Source organism: Flavobacterium sp. B167r, assembly GCF_056824315.1.
Genome location: NZ_CP124859.1, coordinates 4264061 through 4288897, shown reverse-complemented (window position 1 = coordinate 4288897; position 24837 = coordinate 4264061). Strand labels below are relative to the sequence as shown.

General features: G+C 34.6%; 14 protein-coding genes. All 14 read left to right on the top strand.

Features of this window, described 5'->3' with window-relative positions:
• The first annotated feature begins 159 nt into the window (after nucleotides 1–159).
• Entirely contained in the window at nucleotides 160–1737 is a 1578-nt protein-coding gene (locus tag QLQ96_RS18975; RefSeq protein ID WP_482492504.1) for an MGH1-like glycoside hydrolase domain-containing protein, read from the top strand.
• Nucleotides 1738–1751: 14 nt separating this feature from the next.
• Nucleotides 1752–2354: a hypothetical protein gene (locus tag QLQ96_RS18970; RefSeq protein WP_482492502.1), complete on the top strand. Its 603-nt coding sequence runs from the start codon at nucleotides 1752–1754 to the stop codon at nucleotides 2352–2354.
• 78 nt (nucleotides 2355–2432) lie between these two features.
• Complete coding sequence (locus QLQ96_RS18965) at nucleotides 2433–5183, top strand: glycoside hydrolase family 78 protein (protein WP_482492500.1); 2751 nt, start codon at nucleotides 2433–2435, stop codon at nucleotides 5181–5183.
• Nucleotides 5184–5326: 143 nt separating this feature from the next.
• The gene (locus QLQ96_RS18960) at nucleotides 5327–6472 is read left to right on the top strand and encodes a sialidase family protein (RefSeq protein WP_482492498.1); all 1146 of its coding nucleotides are present in this window, start codon (nucleotides 5327–5329) and stop codon (nucleotides 6470–6472) included.
• Between the two features lie 94 nt (nucleotides 6473–6566).
• Complete coding sequence (locus QLQ96_RS18955) at nucleotides 6567–7448, top strand: sugar phosphate isomerase/epimerase family protein (RefSeq protein WP_482492496.1); 882 nt, start codon at nucleotides 6567–6569, stop codon at nucleotides 7446–7448.
• 153 nt (nucleotides 7449–7601) lie between these two features.
• A complete protein-coding gene (locus QLQ96_RS18950) occupies nucleotides 7602–10331 on the top strand; it encodes an alpha-d-galacturonidase (protein ID WP_482492494.1) in 2730 nt (909 codons plus the stop codon).
• A 372-nt stretch (nucleotides 10332–10703) separates the two neighbouring features.
• Nucleotides 10704–14225, top strand: a complete 3522-nt coding sequence (locus tag QLQ96_RS18945; protein WP_482492492.1) for a malectin domain-containing carbohydrate-binding protein — start codon at nucleotides 10704–10706, stop codon at nucleotides 14223–14225.
• 181 nt (nucleotides 14226–14406) lie between these two features.
• Nucleotides 14407–16827, top strand: a complete 2421-nt coding sequence (locus tag QLQ96_RS18940; RefSeq protein ID WP_482492490.1) for a glycoside hydrolase family 2 TIM barrel-domain containing protein — start codon at nucleotides 14407–14409, stop codon at nucleotides 16825–16827.
• A gap of 40 nt (nucleotides 16828–16867) precedes the next feature.
• Nucleotides 16868–17386, top strand: coding sequence for a hypothetical protein (locus tag QLQ96_RS18935; protein ID WP_482492488.1), 519 nt, complete (start codon nucleotides 16868–16870; stop codon nucleotides 17384–17386).
• Between the two features lie 114 nt (nucleotides 17387–17500).
• Nucleotides 17501–18058 (top strand): YdeI/OmpD-associated family protein, encoded by a 558-nt coding sequence (locus QLQ96_RS18930; RefSeq protein WP_482492487.1) that lies wholly within the window; start codon nucleotides 17501–17503, stop codon nucleotides 18056–18058.
• Nucleotides 18059–18105: 47 nt separating this feature from the next.
• The gene (locus QLQ96_RS18925) at nucleotides 18106–18750 is read left to right on the top strand and encodes a Pr6Pr family membrane protein (protein ID WP_482492485.1); all 645 of its coding nucleotides are present in this window, start codon (nucleotides 18106–18108) and stop codon (nucleotides 18748–18750) included.
• Between the two features lie 71 nt (nucleotides 18751–18821).
• Nucleotides 18822–20201 (top strand): hypothetical protein, encoded by a 1380-nt coding sequence (locus tag QLQ96_RS18920; RefSeq protein ID WP_482492483.1) that lies wholly within the window; start codon nucleotides 18822–18824, stop codon nucleotides 20199–20201.
• 130 nt (nucleotides 20202–20331) lie between these two features.
• Nucleotides 20332–22425: an alpha-L-fucosidase gene (locus tag QLQ96_RS18915; protein WP_482492481.1), complete on the top strand. Its 2094-nt coding sequence runs from the start codon at nucleotides 20332–20334 to the stop codon at nucleotides 22423–22425.
• Nucleotides 22426–22564: 139 nt separating this feature from the next.
• A complete protein-coding gene (nagB, locus tag QLQ96_RS18910; RefSeq protein WP_482492479.1) occupies nucleotides 22565–24478 on the top strand; it encodes a glucosamine-6-phosphate deaminase in 1914 nt (637 codons plus the stop codon).
• Nucleotides 24479–24837: the final 359 nt, after the last annotated feature.

Here is a 24837-nt window from a genome sequence, read left to right as displayed (position 1 = left end):
AAACCTTGCAGGAAAAATAGAGGTGTTGAAAAAACGAAAACTTCTTTCGCGTGAGTGATGGAAGTGGAGCTCTTTTTTGTGAGGCTTTTTTCTGCCGAACAAAAAAAGCGGGAACGGACAGCACGACCCGGAGGGGCACGCCCAAACTATTAAAATTAAATGAATAAGATGTTGACAAATTTCAAACATAAAATAATAGCCCTTTCCATTATAATTGCTTGCATAAACAGCAGTTGCAAATCTGGTGCAGGATCTTCGCAATTAGGAAAATCGGCTATTTTAAAAGAAAAAAACTTCAAACATTATGTTGATTATTTTAACACAATGGAAGATGAGAATTTAAAATTTGCGATTCCGAATGACAGTGCTTGGACTTGGATGGAAAAGAATATTCCGCTGTTTGAATGTCCTCAACAAAATTTTGAAGAAATCTATTATTTCAGATGGTGGAGCGTTCGTAAGCACATCAAAAATACACCGCAAGGATTTGCGATTACCGAGTTTTTAGTTGATCGTTCGTATGCTGATAAATACAATATGATTAGTTGTGCTTTGGGGCATCATATTAATGAATTCAGATGGGTTCATGATCCGAAATACATTGAACAAGATGTTAAAATTTGGTATAGAGGAAACGATGGAAAACCGATGAACAAATTGTATAAATTCAGCAGTTGGACAGCCGATGCTTTATACAATCGTTATTTGGTGAATAAAGATGAAAAATTCTTATTGGATCTATATCCAGATATGGTTACCGATTACGCCGTTTGGGAAAAAGACCGTCAACGCAAAGATGGTTTATTTTGGCAGCATGATGTAAAAGATGGAATGGAAGAATCGTTAAGTGGAGGGCGTAAAGTACAAAATGCAAGACCAACGATTAACAGTTATATGTACGGAAACGCTGTAGCGATTTCAAAAATGGCTGAAATGAAAGGCGATAAAGATGTTGAAGCAAAATTCAAAGCTAAAGCTGATGATTTGAAGCAATTAGTGGAAACTAAATTGTGGAATCCAAAAAGTGAATTCTTTGAAACTTTGACACAAAAAGATACACTAGCACAAGTTCGTGAAGCGATCGGATTTATTCCGTGGTATTTTAATCTTCCTGAAAAAGGAAAAGGATTTGAAAAAGCTTGGGAACAAGTGAAAGATGAAAAAGGATTTTCGGCTCCGTTTGGTTTAACAACTGCTGAAAGAAGAAGTCCGCGTTTCAGAACTCACGGAACCGGAACTTGTGAGTGGGATGGCGCGATTTGGCCTTTTGCAAGTTCGCAGACTTTGACAGCTATGGCGAATGTTCTAAACGATTACAATCAGAATTTTGTTGGAAAACCTGATTATTTCAAACAAATGGAATTGTACGTTCAATCGCAATATTATAGAGGAAAACCTTATCTTGGTGAATATTTGGATGAAACAACAGGCTATTGGTTAATGGGCGACAGAGAAAGAAGCCGTTATTACAATCACTCAACTTTCAACGACTTAATGATTACAGGATTAGTCGGTTTACGTCCGAGAGCTGATGAAAAAATTGAAGTGAATCCTTTGATTCCGCAAGAAAAATGGGATTGGTTTTGTCTGGATAATGTTTTATATCACGGCAATATAATTACCATTCTTTGGGATAAAACGGGAGAAAAATATAAAAAAGGAAAAGGTTTCAAAGTTTTTAAAAATGGAAAAGAAATTGCTTTTTCTGAGAAGTTAGAACGCGTGATTTCGAATTAAATAAAATATAAAAAATGATATTTGACGCTATAATTGGTTATGAAGAATATTCAAATCTGGATTTTGAAGCTTCTGAAAAAGTAGAAGAAGCAACAGAAAAATTATGCAGAAAGAATATTGAAGCATTAAAAAGTTTTTGTGAAGAAAAACTTTTTTCAGAAACGGACAAAATTAGCCTAATTTATTATTCCTTATCTGAATGCGAAAATTATAGTTTTTGGAATGATTTCTTAACCAAAGAATTTGCAAGGATTTTTTCAATTGCCATAAATCAAAATAAAATGCAACAGCTTTATCCGCTTTTAGAGAATATCACAGTTGATGAAACGGATTCTTTAGATGCTGAAAAGGTTAGAGAAATGTTGGTTAAAGAACTTGATAATCAAAAATTAGAAATTCGTTTTAACGCTTTATCACTATTAGAATATTGGGTGGATTTTGATGGTAAAGGGATTAAACAGTCAGTTATTTCAAAATTAAGAGAGAAGACAAAAGATTCCAATTGGAAAATTCGCTGGAACGCACATAAAATGCTTAAGAGTTGGAATATTGAAGTTAACGACTTAAGCTTAATTGATAAAATTAGAGGAAGATACGGCAATGTATATTCTTTATAAAACGAAACAGTTTTAAATAGCTATCTCCGAATCGAATATCAGTTTTTAGTACAAAAACTACCAGTTTAAAATAATGCCATGAAAAAGTTTTTTTTACATCTTACCTTAATCATTTCACTTTTAACACTTTCGGCGACAGCCCAAAATAAAATCATGGTGAGTGATTTAAAATGCGAAATGCTGACCAATCCAGAAGGAATTGACGTTTTACAGCCAAGATTAAGCTGGAAAATAAAAGCAGCCGTAAACTATGTAAAACAAACGGCTTATCAAATTATAGCTTCTTCAAGTTTAGAAAAACTAAATGCCGGAAATGGTGATTTATGGGATAGCGGAAAAGTAAAAAGTGACGCTTCTGTAAATGTAATTTATAACGGAAAAAAACTGAAAGACCGTCAGGATGTTTTCTGGAAAGTAACTGTTTTTACGAATAAAGGAGAAATCCAATCAAAAGAAAATGCACATTTCAGCATCGGGATTTTGACTTACGCAGATTGGAAATCAACACGATGGATTGGTTATGAAAAAACGTCTCTTGGCGATAGTATTTCGCAATATTCAAGATTATCAGCACGTTATCTTCGCAAAGAAATCAATCTAAAAAAGAAAGTCAAAAATGCTAAGGTTTATATTATCGGAATGGGATTATATGAATTTTACATTAACGGAAATAAAATAGGAGATCAGGTTTTAGCTCCAGTTCCGACGGATTATACGAAAAATGTGAAATACAATGTTTTTGATGTGACTTCGCAGTTGCAGGAAGGAAAAAACATGTTAGGAACGATTTTAGGAAACGGACGTTTTTTCACGATGCGTCAGGATTATAAGCCGTATAAAATCAAAACTTTTGGTTATCCGAAAATGGCTTTGCAGTTATTTGTGGAATATAAAGATGGAAGCAAAGACGTGATCAGAACTGATGATACTTGGAAAATTACAACCGATGGACCGATTTTATCAAACAACGAATATGATGGTGAAGAATATGATGCCCGCAAAGAAATGAAAGGCTGGAACACCGTTAATTTTGATGATAAAAAATGGCTTTCTGCTGAATATGTTCAAGAGCCTGGAGGGTTTTATGAAGGACAGATGTCAGCTAATATGAAGGTAAAGCGTGAAGTAAAACCGATTTCGATAAAACAGACTCCAAAAGGAACTTATATCTTAGATATGGGACAAAATATGGTGGGCTGGTTGCAATTGAAAGTTAAAGGAAATAAAGGCGATAAAATCACGATGAAATTTGCTGAATCGCTTCAGAAAGACGGTTCGCTTTACATTGCCAATTTGCGAGATGCAAAAACCACTGATATTTATACTTTAAAAGGGGAAGGAGAAGAAGTTTGGGAACCTCGTTTTATTTTCCACGGATTTAGATTTGTTGAAATTTCAGGTTTTACTACAAAACCAACTGTAGAAAATTTTGTTGGAAAAGTCGTTTATGATGACATTCAAACCACAGGAACTTTCGATTCTTCGAATCCGATAATGAATCAGATCTTTAAGAATGCTTGGTGGGGAATCAGCGGAAATTACAAAGGAATGCCAATCGATTGTCCGCAAAGAAACGAGCGTCAGCCTTGGTTGGGAGACAGAACAACGGGTGCTTACGGAGAAAGTTTTTTATTTGATAATCAGACTTTATACGCAAAATGGTTAGACGATATTAAAAATTCACAAACTATTGATGGAGGACTTCCAGATGTTGCTCCTGCTTTTTGGCGTTATTACGGAGACAATGTAACTTGGCCGGGAACTTATATCACGGTTGCCGATATGTTGTATCAACAATTTGGTGATGCAAAAGTGGTCGAAAAGCAATATCCATACATGAAAAAATGGATGGATTATATGGAAGAAAATTATTTGGTTGATGATTTAATGACCAAAGATAAATATGGAGATTGGTGCGTTCCGCCAGAATCTTTAGAATTAATACGTTCAAAAGATCCAGCTCGTTTAACTGATGGCGAATTGATTTCGAGTGCGTTTTATTATCAGCTTTTGAACATCATGAAGAAATTTGCTGTGATTTCTAAAAAAGAGAATGACATTCAGCATTATGATGATTTGGCTTTAAGAATCAAAAAAGCATTCAACGCTAAATATTTAAATACAGATAAAAACAGTTACGCCAATAATACGGTTACTGCCAATTTATTGCCTTTAACTTTCGGAATAGTTCCAGACGGACTTCAAACCAAAATATTTGAAAATTTAGCGCATGAAGTTGAAGTGACTAAAAAAGGTCACGTAAGTACAGGCGTTATCGGAACACAGTTTTTAATGCGAACGTTAACCAATTTTGGTCGTGGCGATTTGGCTTTTAAATTAGCATCAAACAAAACCTATCCAAGTTGGGGTTATATGGTTGAAAACGGCGCGACTACGATTTGGGAACTTTGGAATGGAAACACCGCAGATCCAGCTATGAATTCGCAAAATCACGTCATGCTTTTAGGCGATTTATTGATTTGGTATTACGAAAATATGGCCGGAATCAAAAGCAATCCTGAAACTCCAGGATTCAAACAAATCATTATGAAACCAGATTTCAATGCGGGATTGACTTATGTAAATGCTTCTTACGAATCAGTTTATGGCTTAATTAAAAGCGACTGGAAAAAAGACAAAAAAGCTTTAGTTTGGAATATTACAATTCCTGCAAATACTTCTGCAGTTGTATATCTTCCAGCAAATGATATTTCGGCTGTTTCAATCAACAAACAGAGGCTGGATAAGACTTCTTTTGCTTATTCTACAGATAAAAATCAGGTTATCGTGACACTTTCGTCAGGAAATTATGCGGTAAACGTTAAATAAGCTACATTTTTAGTTTTTCGGGACAGTACAGGATACATTGTTAATTTTTTAGTGTTATTTTTACACTTAATAAATATTTTCACCTAAAAAAATGTTAGGTTTATATTTATAGTCAAAAAAAATAATTCATAATTTAATTAAGAATGAAGATCGCAAAATTAGCATTTGTCTTGTTTGGACTTTTCCTTTTAGGAAGTTGTAAATCAGCTTTAGAAAAAAAGACTTGGAAAGAAGGTATTTTAGTAGATCAGTTTATCTACGACAAAGCGCCATATCCGTCTTGTCACGCGGTTACAATTGTCGAAGCTACAAATGGTGATTTAGTTGCTTCTTGGTTTGGAGGAACTCACGAAAGACATCCTGATGTTTGCATTTATGTTGCAATCAAACCAAAGGGAAGTGATACTTGGAACGAAGGCGTAAAAGTGGCTGATGGCGTTATGAAAGAAGGACCGAGATTGCCAACTTGGAATCCAGTTTTATATCAAATTCCGGGTGGCGATTTAATGCTTTTCTACAAAATCGGACCAAAACCATCGGAATGGTGGGGCGTAATCAGAACTTCATCTGATGGCGGAAAAACATGGTCTGAGGCTCAAAAAATGCCTGATGGTTTCTTAGGGCCAATCAAAAACAAACCAGTTTTATTAAGCAACGGGACTTTATTATGTCCGTCAAGCATCGAAGGCGACGGATGGAGACTTCGTATGGAATCTACTCCAGATTTTGGAAAAACTTGGGTTATGGGAGATACGCTTTCAAGAGGGAAACAAAAAATCAACGCGATTCAGCCAAGTATTTTATTTCATAAAGACGGCAACATTCAAGCCATTGGAAGAACAAGAAATAGAGCAATTTTCAGCACTTTCTCAAAAGACAACGGAAAAACGTGGTCAGATATTGAGTTAATAGGACTTCCAAATAACAACTCAGGAACGGATGCTGTAACTTTAAAAGACGGAAGACATTTATTGGTTTACAATCACGTTCTTCCTCCTGGAAAAGAAGCAAAAGGTCCAAGAACACCTTTAAATGTTTCGGTTTCTAAAGATGGAATTCACTGGAACGCAGCTTTGATTTTAGAAGATTCAAAAATCAGTCAATATTCATATCCTTCAATGATTCAAAGTTCAGACGGAATGGTGCATATTGTTTATACTTGGAGAAGAGAAAAACTGAAATATGTAAAAGTTGATCCGAGTAAATTAGTAGCACTTCCAATCAAAAATGGTGTTTGGCCAGGTGAAGAAGGAAAAGTGGTAACAGCTGTAAAAGCGGAAGAAGAGTAAAAGAAAGTTCGCCACGAATTTCACCAATTTCCACAAATTTTTAAAAATAGTAATTCGCGAAAATTAGTGCAATTCGTGGCAAAAAATATAGCTAATGAAATCTAAAAAACATTTATTAATTGCAATGCTTGTTGTTTTATCAACAACATTCAACAGCTGTGCAACGGCTCAGTCTTCAAACAAAAAGCAAAAATATAAAGTTGCGGTTTGTGATTGGATGATTTTGAAAAGACAAAAATTAGGTTCTTTTGCTTTAGCAGCAGAAATAAAAGCTGACGGAATCGAACTAGACATGGGAGGTTTAGGAAACCGACCAACTTTTGACAGCAAACTAGGAGATTCTGTAGAAAGACAAAAATTTTTAGACAAATCAAAAGAAACAGGAGTTGGCATCAGTTCAATTGCGATGTCTGGATTTTACGCACAATCATTTGCTACACGAGAAATCACACCAATGATTAACGATTGTGTTCAGGCAATGAAAAATATGAAAGTAAAAGTGGCGTATTTACCTTTAGGAACTCAAACCGATTTAGTTAAAAATCCAGAACTGCGTCCAGAAGTGATTAAGAGATTGCAATGGGCAGGAAAAGAAGTAGGTAAAATTGGCGGTGTAATTGCAATTGAAACTTCTTTGAGTGCGACAGAAGAGAAAAAACTTTTAGACGAAGTCGGTTCAAAATACATTAAAAGCTCTTTCAACTTTGCGAATGCTTTAGACAACAAAAGAGATATTTCGTCAGAATTAAAGATTTTAGGAAAATATGTAGCTCAGATTCACGCTTCAAATACCGATCAATTTTGGTTAGAAAATGACCCAGCGATCGATATGCCAAAAATCAAACAGACTTTGGACGAAATGAAATGGAGCGGCTGGCTGATTGTAGAACGTTCTAGAGACGTTAATCAAGTTCATAATGTAAAAGCCAATTACGGAGCAAACGTAGCTTATTTGAAGAAAATTTTCCAGAATTAAAAAGAAAATAGGTGAAAATATGTAAAAGTTAAACAGCACAATTTTTCACTATCAATCTGCCGAATCTGCTAAATCTGCGAGAGATACTTTCACGCAGATCTGGCAGATTTAGCAGATTAAATTTTAAAATAGAATACCCAAAAACAGCATACTATGAAATATTTACAATTACTTTTTTTATGTCTTTTCGTCTCTTTCGCAACAGCGCAAAATATTACTATTGTTAGTGATGCGAGTTCGCCAAGAGCAAAATTTGGAGCAGAGAAATTATCAGAAACGCTTTCAGCAAAAGGTTTCACTGTTGCTTCTGCCGATAAATTAAAAAGCTCAAAAGATAAAGTAATTGTTATTGGAGAAAAAGGAACTGATTTTTGGAAAAAGAATGCAAAAAGTGCTAAAATTGATGATAGCAAATTAACCAAGAAAGAAGGTTTTTTAATTCGTACTCAAAAAAATATCATTTTCATTGAAGGAACAGATGCAAGCGGAACTTTGTACGGCGCAATGGAATTGGTAGACAGAATTAAAAGTTCAGGTCAGCTTCCTTCAGAAATTAATATTGAAGACAGTCCAGAAATGGTTTTGCGTGGCGCTTGTATCGGAATGCAGAAACCGGTTTATCTTCCAGGACGCGATGTTTACGAATATCCGTATACGCCAGAAACTTTTCCTTGGTTTTACGATAAAGCACTTTGGATAAAATACTTAGATATGTTGGTTGATAACCGCATGAATTCTTTGTATTTATGGAACGGACATCCTTTTGCTTCTTTGGTAAAACTGAAGGAATATCCTTTTGCGGTTGAAGTAAGCGATGAAGATTTCAAAAAGAACGAAGAAATCTATAAATTCCTAACGGTTGAAGCCAACAAAAGAGGAATCTGGGTAATTCAGATGTTCTACAACATTATTGTTTCTAAGCCTTTTGCAGAGCATTACAACATTAAAACACAAGATCGTTCTAGACCAATCACGCCTTTGTTGTCAGATTATACTAGAAAATCTATTGCAGCTTTCATCGAAAAATATCCAAACGTTGGATTAATGGTTTGTTTGGGAGAAGCAATCAATACGGTTGATGATGACGTTGAATGGTTTACCAAAACGATTATTCCAGGTGTTCGCGATGGTTTACAAGCTTTAGGAAAAACAGAAGAACCACCGATTATTTTGCGTTCTCATGATACAGACGGACCTTTGGTAATGGAAAAATCACTTCCATTATACAAAAATCTTTATACAGAAAGTAAATACACGGGAGAGTCTTTAACAACTTATACTCCAGGCGGACCTTGGGGAGAAACGCACAAACAATTGAGCGCTCTAAAATCAATTCATATTGAAAACGTTCATATTTTGGCAAACTTAGAACCTTTTAGATACGGTTCTCCAGATTTTATTCAAAAAACGGTTAAAGCAATGCACAGCGTTCACGGAGCGAATGCATTACACTTATATCCGCAAGCTTCTTATTGGGATTGGCCTTATTCTGCTGATAAAACAAAATCAGGCGAACGTTTATTAGAAATGGATCGCGATTGGATTTGGTACAAAGCTTGGGCAAGATATGCTTGGGACAGCAAAAGAGACAGAAATGAAGAAGTTAAATATTGGGATAAAGATTTGGCTGCGAAATTCGGAACGACTCAAGAAGCAGCAAATAATATTTTAAAAGCATACGAAGAAACAGGAGAAATCGCTCCAAAAACATTAAGACGTTTCGGAATCACAGAAGGAAACAGACAAACTTTATTGTTAGGAATGTTTGAAAGCCAATTAGTAAATCCGTCAAAATGGAGAGTGTATCCAGGTTTCCACGAATCTTGTGGACCAGCGGGAGAATTGCTTTTAGAATACGCTAAAAAAGAATGGAACAAAGAGCCGCATTCTGGCGAACTTCCAACGCAAATCATTGCTGAAATTACAGAACACGGAAGATTGGCTGTTGAAGCTATCGACAAAGCCGAAGCAAGCGTAACAAAAGATAAAGAAGAATTTGCGCGTCTTAAAAATGATATGCATGCTTATAAAGCTTTCGCTGATTTCTTTTCAGAAAAAGTAAAAGCAGCGTTGTTGGTTTTAAGATACAGTTATTCAAATGATATTGCCGATTTAGACAAAGCAACGCCTCATTTAGAAAAAAGTTTAGAGCACTACGAATTATTGGTGAAGCTAACGAAAGATACATATTACTATGCCAACAGTATGCAAACTGCACAACGTAGAATTCCGATTGGAGGAGACGACGGAAACAACAAAACTTGGGCGGAATTATTGCCGCATTATGAGCGTGAATTGGCTAATTTCAAAAGAAACCTAGACAAGCTAAAATCTTCAAAAGACGGTAAAATTGAAAGCAAAGAAGGAAAACCTTGGAAAACAGCTGAAGTAACTTTTATTGATGAAAAACCGGGAACTTATTTAGTTAAAACTGGAACAAAAGTTTACGGAACTGATATTTCTGAATTAACAAAAATAGCTCCTGAACTTCAAAACTTAAGAGGATATTCGTTTGTAGAAAATGAGCAAAATGAAAAAGGAACACATTTGAAGTTTAGAAACACAAAAGCGGTTAAATTAGTAGTTGGGTATTTCAATTCAGATCAAAAAAGGTTTTTATTGCCGCCAAGTTTAGAAACAGATGCTGCTGGAAATGCTCACGGTCAAGCCGAAGTAATTTTGGCAAGCGCGATGAATTTAAAAGATTTACCACGTGTAAACATTCATACCTACACTTTTCAGCCTGGAGAAAATAAATTAGATTTAGGAAAAGGAAAAGTATTGATTTTAGGTTTCATCGACGCAGATCAAAATATTACACCACGTGATGTTGGCTATATTGATGCAGGAGAAAAAGCAGCAGTTGATTGGTTGTTTTATTAATCTACGTTCCTGCAAGGTTTTCAAAACCTTGTAGGTATTATAAATAAACGTAAAAAATAGATCTGTAAGGTTTTTAAAACTTTGTAGGTATAAGTAAAGTTTAGAATTAAAAGAATAATTTGGGCGTGTCCCTCCGGGTCGGGCTGTACGTTCCCGCTTTTTTTGAGGCGAAGAAAAATCGCCTCAAAAAAGAGCTCCACTGCCATCCCTCACGCGAACAAGAAATTAGAATATTATTTTCCTAAAAGGGTTTCAAAATTTTGTAGGCATTATAAAAGAACATTAAAAAATAAACCTACAAGGTTTTGGAAACCTTGCAGGACACACAATGAACTTAAATTACCTTATATAACTTATATGGTTTTTAAAAATATGAACAGAATAGTTTTTTTTATTTTTTGTTTTTTTTCAAGTCTTTGCTTTGTTTGGAGTCAAAGCAAAGATTCAGGGAAATTTCGTAAAGAGATTTCACTGAATTCGTCTTGGGAAACTATAATATTGGAAAATCTTCCGGTGCAGGAAGAGAGGTTTGTAGACCATCCAAAAACTGATTCCGATTGGCAGCAGGTAAGTGTGCCTCACAATTGGGATCAGTATTATGGTTTCAGGAGAACAAAACATGGAAATTTACACGGTACCGCTTGGTACAAAAAAACATTAAAACTCGATAAAACTGCTGCTGGTAAAAGGCTCTTTTTGTTTTTTGAAGGCGTTAGTTCTTACGCAACAGTTTGGGTAAACGGAAAAAAAGTGGGCGAACACAAAGGTGGGCGAACCACTTTTACGCTTGATATTACGAAAGCTGTTTCTTTAGAAAAAGAAAACCAGATTTTGGTAAAAGCATCGCATCCATCTTTTATTGCAGATCTTCCATGGGTTTGCGGAGGTTGTTCTGGTGAATGGGGATTTTCAGAAGGTTCTCAGCCAATGGGGATTTTTAGACCTGTTTCTTTAGTCATGACAAACGATGTTAGAATCGAACCTTTTGGCGTTCATATCTGGAATGACAAATCGGTTTCGAAACAAAAAGCGATTTTGCTTACGACTACAGAAATCAAAAATTACGGAACTTCAGATCGAAATTTAACGATCGAAAATGTCCTTTTTGATGCTTCAGGAAAGAAAGTTGTAAGCTCAAAAAGTACAGTTAAAAATACTTCGGGCGAAATAAAATCGGTTGCTCAGACTTTACCGGAAATTCAAACTCCTAAATTGTGGTCGCCGTCAAATCCATATTTGTATAAATTGGTTACTTCTGTTTTTGAGAACGGAAAAATAATTGATCAATTATCAACGCCTTACGGAATTCGTTGGGTAAGCTGGCCAGTAAGTCGTGACGGAAAAGACAATCGATTTTTTATTAATGACGAACCTGTTTTCATAAACGGTGTTTGCGAATACGAACATCAAATTGGAAATAGTCATGCGTTTTCAGACGAACAAATTCACGCTAGAATCGAGCAAATCAAAGCAGGCGGATTCAACGCTTTTAGAGAAGCGCATCAGCCTCATAATTTATTGTACCAAAAAGAATTAGACGAAAACGGAATCTTATTCTGGAGTCAGTTTTCGGCGCATATTTGGTACGACACGCCAGAATTCAAAGAAAATTTTAAAACCTTATTGCGCGAATGGGTTAAAGAAAGAAGAAATAGTCCGTCTGTTGTCATGTGGGGATTGCAGAATGAAAGTACAATTCCGAAAGAATTTGCAGAAGAATGCACGCAGATTATCCGCGAAATGGATCCGTTATCGGCTTCACAAAGAATTGTTACGACTTGTAATGGAGGAGAAGGAACAGATTGGAATGTCGTTCAAAACTGGTCAGGAACTTATGGTGGAGATCCGTTAAAATACCATTTAGAAATGACGACTCAGTTATTAAATGGCGAATACGGAGCGTGGCGTTCTACCGATTTACATACGGAAGGCGAATTCGATCAAAAAGGAACTTTAAGCGAAAATCGTTTTTCTCAATTAATGGAAATTAAAGTGAGAGAAGCAGAATCGGTTCGAGATAAAATTGCGGGACAATTCAATTGGCTTTTTGCTTCGCACGAAAATCCGGGACGTGTTCAAAATGGAGAAGGATTTAGAGATATTGATAAAGTTGGCCCAGTAAATTATAAAGGACTTTTTACGATTTGGGGAGAGCCTTTGGATGCTTTTTATATGTATCGCGCCAACTACGCTTCAAACAAAACCAATCCAATGGTTTATATTGTTTCGCACACTTGGCCGAGCCGTTGGGAAAAAGCCGGAATCAAAAACGGAATCGATATTTACTCCAATTGTGATGAAGTTGAATTGTTCAATGATGTAAACAAAGTTTCACTTGGAAAACTAAAAAATCCAGGAATTGGAAAGCATTTTATATTCAACAATGTCAATATTCAATATAATGTTTTATATGCCGTTGGATATGTAAACGGAAAAGCCGTTGCCAAAGATTATATCGTTTTGAATACTCTTCCGAAAGCGCCAAATGTAGAATCGTTGGTTGCTGATAAAACAGATATTTTAAAAGCAAAAAGGGGTATAAATTATATTTATAGAGTTAATTGTGGCGGTTCTGAATTTACAGATAGTAACGGAAATACTTGGCTTACAGACACACATAAAAGCGGAGAAAATACTTGGGGATCTTTATCGTGGACAGATAATTTTGAAAAATTGCCCGATTTTTTTGCAAGCCAAAGAAGCAGTTTCGATCCTGTAAACGGAACAAAAGATCAAACTTTGTTTCAGAATTTCAGATATGGAGTTGATAAATTGCGTTACGAATTTCCTGCACCAGATGGAGAATATTTAGTCGAATTGTATTTCACAGAACCGTGGTACGGAACTGGTGGCGGATTAGACTGCAAAGGTTGGCGTTTATTTGATGTTGCAATTAATGATAATATCGTTTTAAAAGACTTTGATATTTGGTCAGAAGCAGGATATGATAATGTTTTGAAAAAAACTTTTAAAATCAGGAGCACTGGCGGAAAAATTAAAATTTCATTTCCAAATGTGAAAGCAGGACAAGCTATAATTTCAGCAATTGCAATTGGTACAAAAGATTATCACGCAAGACCTGCAGAGGAATCTCCGAAAAATATTCAGAATGTAAGCTTGGATTCCAAAGATTTTAAAATTGCTTCTTGGTTAGATGTCAATTCGAAGCAATTCTTAAACTCAGAAGTTATTTTTACTGAATTGCCTTCAGAAGTTTTTGGTGCAGATTATTTACAGTTTCCTAATAATTCAAAAGTTTCAGGTTCGTTTACCGCAAAAGAAGAATCGAATGTTTATGTTTTAGTTGATGATAAAACGAAAACATTAAATTCGCTTTCAGATTTTAAAAAAATAGAAGAAAAAGCTAAAAACAACAATGGAATTTCTTTTGATGTTTTCACTAAAAAAATAAAGAAAGGCGAGAAGGTTCTTTTTGATAACGCTGAAACAATTTCGACAATTGCACTTGTTCCAATATACGATATGGGTGAAAAAGACGATTCAAGACCAGTAGTAATCATAGAAGCAGAAAAAGCAAAAATAACTGGAACAGGAATTGAAAAAGGAAATTTCAAAAAAGCCGATTATATTGAATTCACTAAAAAGACAAATAATAGTATCGAGTTTGAAGTAAAACCAGGCGTAGCAGGAATTTATCTAATGCGTTTCCGTTTTATGAATCGAAATGAGACGCCATTAAAAGTAAAATTCAAAATGGAAGATGCATACGGAATTTTAATGCGAAATGACACGATTGAATTTTTTCCTTCTCCAGAAAAATGGAAAATATTAAACACAACATCGGGAGGTTATATCAACGCAGGAACGTATAAAATTACTTTAGAAGGAGATGATTTGAAGGGGTTGATGTTGGATAATTTCGAGTTTCAATAGGTTTTTTGTTAGGGACAAAGGTGCAGAGGAGCAAAGGTTCTAAGGTTTCCTTTTGATGATGTATTAGTTTGTCAGGCTGAGCGAAGTCGAAGCCCACGCAAAGTAATGCCAGCCTTGGCTTCGACTTCGCTCAGCCTAACAAAAATGACGTATAGATTTAGATTAAAATAAAAACATATTTATGATTAAACATAAAAACATTTTTCAAACCATTACAATTGCATTGCTATTTTCAGTATCAATTTTTGCACAAAAACAAGCTAGAATTGTTGAAGATTTCAACAAAAATTGGAACTTTAAATTAGGAGATTATCCTGAAGCAGTAAATGCTAATTATAATGTGTCAGATTGGAGAACGCTTCAATTGCCTCATGATTGGAGTATTGAAGGCGCTTTTGATAAAGAGGCTAAAACCAAACAAGCGCAAGGTTTTTTGCCTGCTGGAAAAGGCTGGTACCGCAAAACTTTTACTATTCCTGCAAGCTGGAAAAGTAAAACGATTTCAATTGAATTTGATGGTGTTTTTAAGAATAGCGAAGTTTTTATAAACGGTAAATCATTGGGGATGCGTCCAAATGGATATATCTCTTTTGGTTATGATTTGTCTCCGTATTTAAATTATGGACAGGCCAATATTATTGCTGTAAAAGTTGATAACGATTCTCAGCCAAATTCAAGATGGTACACAGGTTCTGGAATTTACAGAAATGTGAGATTGGTGACAACTGAAAAATTGCATGTTGGAAAGTGGGGCACTTTTGTAACTACGCCTGAAGTTTCAACAAAGAAATCAAAAGTGCATTTAGAAGTTACAATTAATAATGACAATGATACCGCTAGAGAATTTACATTGGTCACTTCGATTTTAGATGCTAAGGATAAGGAAGTGGCGAATAAGATTTCTATAGAAAAAATTGGGGCTAAAACTTTTGAAACGAAGGTGCATGATCTTGAGGTTGTGAAGACACAATTATGGAATGTTGAAAACCCGTATTTGTATAAAGTAATTACAAAAGTTTACGTGAAATCTGAACTAGTCGATAATTACGAAACTCCGCTTGGATTTAGATTTTTCAATTTCGATGCAGAAAAAGGATTTTCATTAAATGGTGTTCCAACTAAAATTTACGGAGTTTGTTTGCATCATGATAATGGCGCTTTGGGAGCTGTAGAAAACATTCATGCGGTTAAAAGAAAACTGACTTTGATGAAAGAAATGGGTGTAAATGCCATCAGAATGTCTCATAACCCTCATTCTTTAGAAATGATGCAATTGTGCGACGAAATGGGATTTATCGTTCAGGATGAAGCTTTTGATGTTTGGAAAAAGAAAAAAGTAACCAACGATTATCATAAAGATTGGGATGCTTGGCATAAACAAGATTTAGAAGATTTTATAAAAAGAGACCGCAATCATCCTTCGGTTATGATGTGGAGTATTGGTAACGAAATCAGAGAACAATTTGACAGTACGGGAATTGCTATTACGAGAGAATTGGCTAATATTGTAAAATCGTTAGATGTAACTCGCCCCGTGACTTCTGCTTTGACAGAAAATGTAATAGAGAAAAATTTCATTTATCAATCTGGCGCTTTAGATCTTTTGGGATTCAATTATAAACACGAAGATTATAAAGATTTCCCAACTAAATTTAAAGGACAAAAAATATTAGCTTCAGAAAGTGTTTCGGCTTTAGAAACGCGCGGACATTACGATCAATCGGATGTTATAAAAGCTTGGCCAACAAAACACGGTGCTCCGTTTGACGGAAATTCAGATTGGACGGTTTCGGCTTACGATCAAGTGAAATCGTATTGGGGAGCAACGCACGAGGAAAATTGGAAAACAATTAAAAGTCAGGATTTTATGGCGGGAACTTTTATTTGGACAGGATTCGATTATATCGGAGAACCAGACCCGTATCCATTTCCTGCGAGAAGTTCGTATTTCGGAATTGTAGATTTAGCGGGACTTCCAAAAGATGTGTATTATATGTATCAAAGCGAATGGTCTAATAAAACCGTTCTGCACATTTTACCGCATTGGAACTGGAAAAAAGATCAGGAAATCAACGTTTGGGCGTACTACAATAATGCAGATGAAGTAGAATTGTTTTTAAACGGAAAATCTCTTGGAAAGAAATCCAAGCAAAATGATGATTTGCATGTTTCATGGAAAGTGAAGTTCGAACCGGGAACGTTAAAAGCTGTTTCAAGAAAGAATGGAAAAGTGGTTTTGCAAAAAGAAATTCGCACAGCCGCAGAAGCTTCTAAATTGGATCTAAAAGCAGATAAAACCGAAATTAAAAACGATACTTATGATTTGGTTTATGTAACAGTTTCTATGACTGATAAAGGCGGAAACTTAGTTCCTGACGCAATGGATTTAATTAATTTTGAAGTTACTGGAGGAGGAAAATTAGTTGGAGTTGATAATGGTTATCAAGCCAATTTGGAGTCCTTTAAAGCGAATTCTTGCAAGCTTTTCAACGGAAAATGTGTTGTGATTATTCAATCAAACGGGAAGAGAGAAAAGATTCAGTTGAAAGCGACTACAGGAAATGGGATTCCTGAAAAATTAATAAATGTAGCAGTTAATTAATTATCTATTATATTAGCGATTATTAAATCGTATAATTAATTTGGAAACATTAAGAAATAGTGCTAGCTTAAAAGAAATAGAAGTAAAAGAAAGTATGTCGACTAAAGCTTTTTTAGTTATAGTTTTTACATCGATTGTAATTTTAATGATTTACAAACTTCCCAAAGAACTCTTTCATTGGGAAAAATTTAATCCAAATGGAGTCTTTACTATTGTCTTTTTAGCTTTTTCAATATTTTGTGTTTATTGCTGGATGTTGCTTTTTGACAATGAACCAAAATTTAAAATTAATAAAGAAGGTTTTTGGATTAGAAAAACGATGCTTCCGTTTTCATCGCTTGTCTTAGTAAGATGGGCAGATATTAAGGCTGTTGATTATGATTTTGTAAAAGAAAAAAGAGGAAAATCATTTTTCTTTGTTATTCGCAGAAAAGAAAGTTTAAAAACTAATAAAATAAATTTAGAGAATCTAAATGAACCAATTCAAGATATTTTGGCTGTTATTAGAAATTTTTCAACTATAGTGAATTATGTGGATAGAGGTAAAGTGTCACAATAAAAATATATTTTTCAAATAGACTTAGATATTTGAAAGAAAATAATAAAATCCATTTCGAAATAGAAACGGATTTTTTGTTTAGAATTTATATATTTATGAAGTAATAAAATTAATATGACACCGACTTTTTTCGAAAACCCAATTGACTTTAGAAAATGGCTAGAGAAAAATCATCAGAAAGAAAAAGAACTTTTGGTTGGTTTCTACAAAGTTGGTAGCAAAAAAAACTCCATAAGCTGGTCAGAATCTGTAGATCAAGCGCTTTGTTTTGGTTGGATTGATGGTGTTCGAAAATCGATTGATGAAGAGAGTTATACGATTCGATTTACACCAAGGAAGACTTCAAGCATTTGGAGCGCGATTAATATTCAGAAAATGGAAGATTTGACTAAAGCGGGATTAATGACCGATGCAGGTTTAAAAGCCTTTAGTTTTAGAACAGAAAATAAATCGAAAATATATTCGCATGAAAAAGAACCTGTTCCTCTTTTAGAAACTTACGAAAAAGAATTTAAAAGCAACAGAATAGCTTGGGAGTTTTTTGAGAAACAAGCACCATCTTACAAAAAAGTCATGATTCATTGGATTATGAGCGCCAAACAAGAAAAAACACAGTTGTCAAGACTTGAAAAAACAATTGCCGAAAGCGAAAAGCAAAAGAGAGTAATGTAGCAAAATCGAATAAAAATGCTTATTTTAGAGGACTGACTTATTATACTATGAAATTAGAAAATACCACAACAATAAAAGGGGAAATTTTGCTGGGTATTATTTTTGCTCTAGAATTATACGCTTTGCCTGTTCAATTTTATTTACTGCTAAAAGGCTCTGAATTTACTTTTTTGAGCGCTGCGGTACGTTTTTTTAGCTTCTTTACAATTTTAACCAATAGTATAGTTTTAATTTGCGGAGCGATCTTATTCTTTGGCAGAAAATCTCAAATAAATTCATTTTTCAGAAAAGGCACAACTCTCACAGCAATAACAGTTTATATTCTAATTGTCGGAATCGTTTTTAATTTGCTTCTCCGTCCAATTATCGATTTAAAAGGACATCACCTTATTGTGAGTGAAATATTTCACACCGTTGTTCCGGTATTATTTTTCTTTTATTGGCTGTTTTTTGTAAGTCCGGAAAAGGTTTCTTTTAAGGTTATTTTATTTTGGCTAGTTTATCCAATCATTTATATAATCTATACTTTATTTCACGGAATATTGACAAATTTTTATCCTTATCCTTTTATTGATGTCACTAAATTAGGTTTTGAAACTGCAATTGTAAATGGTGTATTTGTTTTAATTGCTTTTGTGGTTTTGTCAGTGATTCTAATTTCTATTTCTAAAATAAGAACCAAGAGAATTTAAATAGTTTATAATTTGTAAGACAAAAATAAGATGCTATTTTTGATGTAGATTTTAATGATTAAAGATTTTTTATGGATAAAATGCTTTGGGAAAAAGTACAGCGTTTTGACTTTGATAATGCTACTGATCAATATGGATTTTCTACTAGACTTACACTCGAAAATCATTGGACATTATACTTTACACAAAGTGCTTTATTAGAATATAAAAAATTTATGTTCTTAGCAGCAACCAACAATGAAATGGTTTCTCCTTCTGAAATTGTAGATATTGTATGGCATCAGCATTTGATATTTACAAACTCGTACTCGAACTTCTGCAATCTTTTAGGAAAAAGAATCGAACATATTCCATCTACACATAATCCGTCTGAATTTGAAAAATTTAGGATAGCTAAAGAACGTACTAAAGAATTGTATGGTAGCAATTTTGGAATGCAGCCCGCAGAAATTTGGAATTATCAGAATGAAATGGATTCTTTGCAGCTTGAAAAAAGCAAATTTGACGTTCATGAACTGAGAAAAAATTTTTTGAAATATTCTATGTTTGCTTGTCTTCCGGTATGTATTCTAATTTTTTCTCTATTGATAAAAATTAAAAACCCATACTTTTTAATGGGGTATATTTTGTTATTCGTTTTAATGCTCCTTCTTTTGAATTTCTACGCGAAACGAAGTTTTAAATTGTTATTTGAAAAAATTCAATCCAATCCTATTATTGAAAATCTTACTGCTTTAGAATTGGTTTTTCTTAAAGAAGATAAATTGGAAAAAGTGGTGCATGGTGTTGTCAATAATTTGATAATGAGTAAAAAGATTAGAATTTTAACTAATAACAGATTAGAATTACTCGATAACAGTTTGGGCGATAATCAATATGAAAATACTGTAATTGAGATTATGAAAGATTTGGGGCCAATGGATTACAAACCATTGTGTCTTAGTATTATGAAGAAACCAATTTTCGAACAATTACAAAAAGCAACTTACAGAATCAAAAATAGAATTATTGCTTCAAAGGAATTTTCATTTATTATAATTTTATCGATGATTATTTTGGGATTACTTCTAGATATAATTTTCAGCAGATTCATTACTGGAATATGGAGAGGTAAGCCGGTAACGTATTTAATATTTGCGATTATCCCTTTAATAATAGTTTCGATCTATAGTTTAAACCGTATTATAAATCTAATGTTTACTAAGGTTATTCCATCTTCAGTTAAACAGGAAATCAAAATAAATAACTCTGAAAACAATTGGGAATGGAATTATTTTTTTTATGGAAGTGCAGTGTTATATACTTTTTTTGTTCCGATAACGAATTATAATCAAAATGGCTCTTTTTCTGGCGATTCTGGAAGTTCAAGTTCGTGTAGTTCTTCAGATGGAAGCTCTTGTGGATCGTCATGCGGAAGTTCGTGCGGTGGATGTGGCGGCGGTGGAGATTAAAAATTAATATTTAAATAAAACCATTTTAAACCAAAATGCTTTAAAATCTGCTGTTGGTCGAAATTCTATCTGATAGATTTCAATTTATAGTACATTTATGCTTTATAGACCGTTTTAAAGCAGATTAGCAATGAAAAAAATATTCCTTTCCTTATGTCTTTTTGGTGTAATTTCTAATGCTTCGAGTCAAGAATTCGCTAATGCTCCAAAGCCTTTCGGGCCGCTTCCGAGTCAAAAACAAATCGATTGGCAGGAAATGGAATTCTACGCTTTCGTACATTTTTCATTAAATACTTTTACCAATAAAGAATGGGGTTACGGAGACGAATCGCCAGAACTTTTTAATCCGTCGCAATTAGACGTTCGTCAATGGGCGCGCGTGGTGAAAGAATCTGGAATGAAAGGAATAATTCTGGTTGCCAAACATCATGACGGTTTCTGTTTATGGCCTTCAGCTTACACGGAACGTTCTGTAAAAAATTCTCCGTGGGAAAATGGAAAAGGAGATTTGGTTAAAGAATTAGCTGCAGCCTGTAAAGAATATGGCTTAAAACTAGGATTATATCTTTCACCTTGGGATAGAAATCATCCGCAATATGGAAAACCTGAATATATTACGTATTTCAGAAATCAGTTAAAAGAATTATTGACGAATTACGGAGATGTTTTCGAAATGTGGTTTGATGGAGCAAATGGCGGAGACGGTTATTACGGCGGCGCAAACGAAACTAGAAAAATAAACACACTTACCTATTATAATTGGGATGAGACTTATAAATTAATTTACAGTCTCGCTCCAAAAACCTTAGTTTGGGGAGTTGGACCTTCAGAAGCAAGATGGATTGGAAATGAAGAGGGGCGCGCTGGAAAAACTAATTGGTCTTTATTACGCCAGAAAGACGAATTAGCAGGGAAAGTACATTACAGCGAATTTATGTCTGGACATGAAGATGGAGAAAAATGGGTTCCTGGTGAAGCCGATGTTTCAATAAGACCAGGATGGTTTTATCATTCAGTTGAAGATGATAAGGTTCGTTCGCTTGACGAAATGGTAGACATTTATTACGAATCGATTGGACGAAATGCAACTTTATTATTGAATCTTCCTGTTGACAGACGCGGTTTGGTTCATGAAAATGACGAAGCTAGATTAAAAGAATTGGTTGCCACAATTAAAGCCGATTTTAAAACAGAATTATTAAAAGGTGCAAAAGTTCAGGCTTCAAACACAAGAGCTACAGATTCTAATTTCGGACCTCAAAATGTGATTGACGGGAATAAAGAAAGTTACTGGGCAACTGACGATAAAGTCAAACAGGCTACAATCGAATTTACGTTTAAAAAACCAACAGCAATTAATAGAATTTTACTTCAAGAATATATTAAGCTTGGGCAACGCGTAAAAGCTTTTTCGGTTGAAGCAAATGTAAACGGGCAATGGAAAACGATTGCCAATGAAACTACAATTGGTTTTAAAAGAATTTTGCGTTTAGATCGCGTTACGGCCTCTGCAATTAGAGTTAATATTTTAGATGCAAAAGCAGGTTTTGTAATTAGTGCGATCGAAGCGTATAATGCGCCGACTTTCGTGAAAGAACCTCAAATTCTTCGTGATAAAAACGGTTTGGTTACGATTAAGTCGGAAGATGGAAATGCCGTTTATTATTCGCTTGACGGAAAAAATCCTTCGGAGAAAAGCACTTTATACAAAGGTTCATTCGTATATAATAAAGAGGTGGAAATTAAAGCCATTTCGAGAAATGCAAAAGAGAAAATCAACAGCGGAGTTAAAATGGCGAAATATGGTGTTTCTAAAGAAAAATGGAAAGTGATTTCGGTTTCAAGCGGAGATGATAAATCTGTGGAACGAATTATTGATGGGGATGCTAATACAGATTGGGGATTTGGAAATAATGAAAATAAATTGCCTCAAACCATTATTATAGATATGGGTGAAGCAAGAGATATAAAAGGTTTTACTTACACACCACAGCAAGTTGGAAATAATTTGAATTTGATTTCAAATTATGAGTTTTACACTAGCGAAGATAATATTACTTGGACGAAACAATCGGAGGGAGAATTCTCAAATATTAAGCATAACCCGATTGAACAAATTAAGAATTTTACTGAAGTTAAAGCAAGGTTTTTAAGATTTGTTGCTACAGCTGCTGTAGGAAACGGACAAAATGTTTCGATTGCCGAAATTGGAGTTGTTGAATAATTACTTTTTTAGAAACTTTAAAAATAGCTTAGCATTCTTATTTTGTCTTTTGCCGAAGCGCAGTCGTTATTAGTCGAATTTTTAACAGGAACGGATTATTTAATTCTACTTTTATTTTAGAAATTAAATGATAATGTAAATGATTAAAGAAGATATAGGTTTTAGAGAAGCAGGGAAATTTGAAGAAACTCGTTTTGAGAAGATTCACAATGTTATTTTCGAATCGTCTCAAGAAGCTTCTTTTTTAATTGCACAAGAAATCGCCAATTTAATTCAGAGAAAAAATGAGCTTAACGAACCTTGTGTTTTAGGTTTGGCTACAGGTTCTTCGCCAATTAAGGTTTACGAAGAATTGGTTAGAATGCACAAAGAAGAAGGTCTGAGTTTTGAAAACGTTGTGGCTTTCAACTTAGATGAATATTATCCGATGGATAAAAATGATATTCAGAGTTATTATCATTTTATGCACGAGCATTTATTCAATCATGTCAATATTCTTCCGAAAAATATCAATATTCCAGATGGGCAGGTGAGTGCCGAGGAATTACAACAATATTGCATCGATTACGAGATGAAAATTATCTCTTATGGAGGTTTAGATTTTCAGCTTTTAGGAATCGGTAGAACAGGACACATCGGGTTTAATGAGCCAGGTTCTCACGTGAATTCGGGAACCAGAAGTATTACTTTGGATCATATCACGCGTGTCGATGCGGCTTCCTCTTTTTTAGGAATTGATAATGTTCCGAGAAAAGCCATTACAATGGGAATTGGAACTGTAAGAAATGCAAAAAGAATCGTTTTGCTAGGCTGGGGAATCAGTAAAGCAGGCATTATAAAAAAGACAATCGAAGGAGAAGTTTCTTCGCACGTTCCAGCTACGTATTTGCAAGAGCATAACAACACAACATTTGTTCTAGATACAGAAGCTTCGTCTGAATTGACACGAGTTAAAACGCCTTGGTTGGTAAAATCTTGTGTTTGGACAGATGAATTAAAATTAAAAGCGGTGGCTTGGTTAAGTGAGTTAACGAAGAAACCTTTCCTGAAACTGACGGATAAAGATTATAACGACAACGGAATGTCAAGTCTTTTGACAGAAGAAGGAACTGCATACGATTTGAACATTAAGATGTTTAATAAAATGCAGCAAACCATTACAGGTTGGCCGGGTGGAAAACCAAATGCTGACGATACATACAGACCGGAACGTTCTACTCCAGAAAAGAAAAGAGTAATTATTTTCAGTCCGCATCCAGATGATGATGTGATTTCGATGGGAGGAACATTTGACCGTTTGGTAGAGCAAGGACATGATGTTTATGTAGCGTACCAGACTTCTGGAAATATTGCAGTTTCTGATGAAGAAGCTTTGAAGTTTGCAGAAATTTCTAAAGCAGTGAATCCAGATTCTAGAGTTTCTCAGGAAATGATTGATTTTCTGAAAAACAGAACAGGAACAGAAATCGATTCGCCAGAAGTTAGAAAATTAAAAGGATTAATTAGAAGAAGCGAATCTTATGGAGCGACTCGTTACATTGGTTTGCCAGATTCTAACGTAAACTTTTTAGATCTTCCGTTTTACGAAACTGGAACAGTTAAAAAGAATAATCTTTCGGATGCAGATGTCGACATTATGTGTGACATTATTGAAAGAATAAAACCGCATCAAATTTATGCCGCTGGAGATTTAGCAGATCCGCACGGAACTCATAAAGTGTGTTTAGACAGTTTGTTTGAAGCTTTGAAAAGATTAAAAAACAAAGACTTTATGAACGATTGCTGGGTTTGGCTGTACCGAGGTGCATGGCATGAATGGGAATCGTACCAAATTGACATGGCAGTTCCAATGAGTCCTGACCAGGTTTTAAAGAAACGACATGCAATTTTTTATCACCAGTCTCAAAAAGACGGCGTTATGTTTCAAGGTGATGATAGCAGAGAGTTTTGGGTGCGAGTTGAAGACAGAAATAGATTGACTGCAGAAAAATATCACAGCTTAGGTTTGGCAGATTATTCGGCTATCGAAGCTTTTAAAAGATATCACTTTTAGTGGTTTTGCAGCAATAAAAATAATAGACTATTTCATGGTTTATTTTGGTTAGTTACCTATAATTGAGAGAAAATGCGGTCGTGGTTGGCCGCATTTTCGTTTTTTTATTTAATCGCAATTTTTTTACCGCAAAGACGCTAAGATTTACGCAAAGTTCGCAAAGAATTTTTATTTAAATATTGAGCAAAAAAAGTTCGCAAAGCTTTGTGTACCCAAGGTTAAAACCTTGGGCTATGTTCTGAATAAAGTGTGAAATGTTTAAATAAAAAGTTAGCCACAGATTAAAAAGATTCGCACAGATTTTTAAAATCCATTTAATCTTTTAATCTGTGGCTAAATAAATCTTTGCGAACTTTGCG